The organism is Allobosea sp. P1_A7 (assembly GCF_056406775.1).
The window spans coordinates 1-401 of the sequence record NZ_JBFTZN010000675.1 but is presented as its reverse complement, the minus strand read 5'-3'; the positions used below and the strand labels follow the sequence as shown (position 1 = coordinate 401).

The 401-nt window shown below is 65.3% G+C and carries 1 protein-coding gene; it reads right to left on the bottom strand.

Annotated features, from left to right (window positions below; all coding sequences use genetic code 11):
- Positions 1 to 192: 192 nt before the first annotated feature.
- Positions 193 to 401 (bottom strand): ABC transporter ATP-binding protein (locus tag AC1D34_RS38345; RefSeq protein WP_476827122.1); only part of this gene is annotated, 209 nt, incomplete at its 5' end.

Sequence of the window (401 nt, the reverse complement as noted above, 5' to 3'; positions counted from 1 at the left end):
ACGATAAGCCAAGGGCCCCGATCGGGGCCCTTGGCTTATCGTCTCACATCGCCAGCGCTGGCCTGGTTTTGCTCCGCCCAAGTGGCCTGGAATCCGGCCGCCGTTGACACGTGAAAGAGCCGCTGGCTGCGGGTCGCCAAGACCTGATCTCACGTGGTCTTGATCTCGTGATCGGAAAGCGCGCGAATCGCTTCACAATGCCTGCCTGACGAAATGGCCGGGAGCCGTCTCCACCAGCGCTTGTCTTGGCGCGGACCAGTCCAGGGCACGGATCGGGCTTGGGATCTCGTCCACCGCGAGTTCGCGGCGCAGGCTGCGCCGGGTCGGATCCGGCACCGGCACCGCCGAGAGCAGCTTGCGAGTGTAGGGATGCTGCGGGTCGGAGAACACCGCTTCACGTG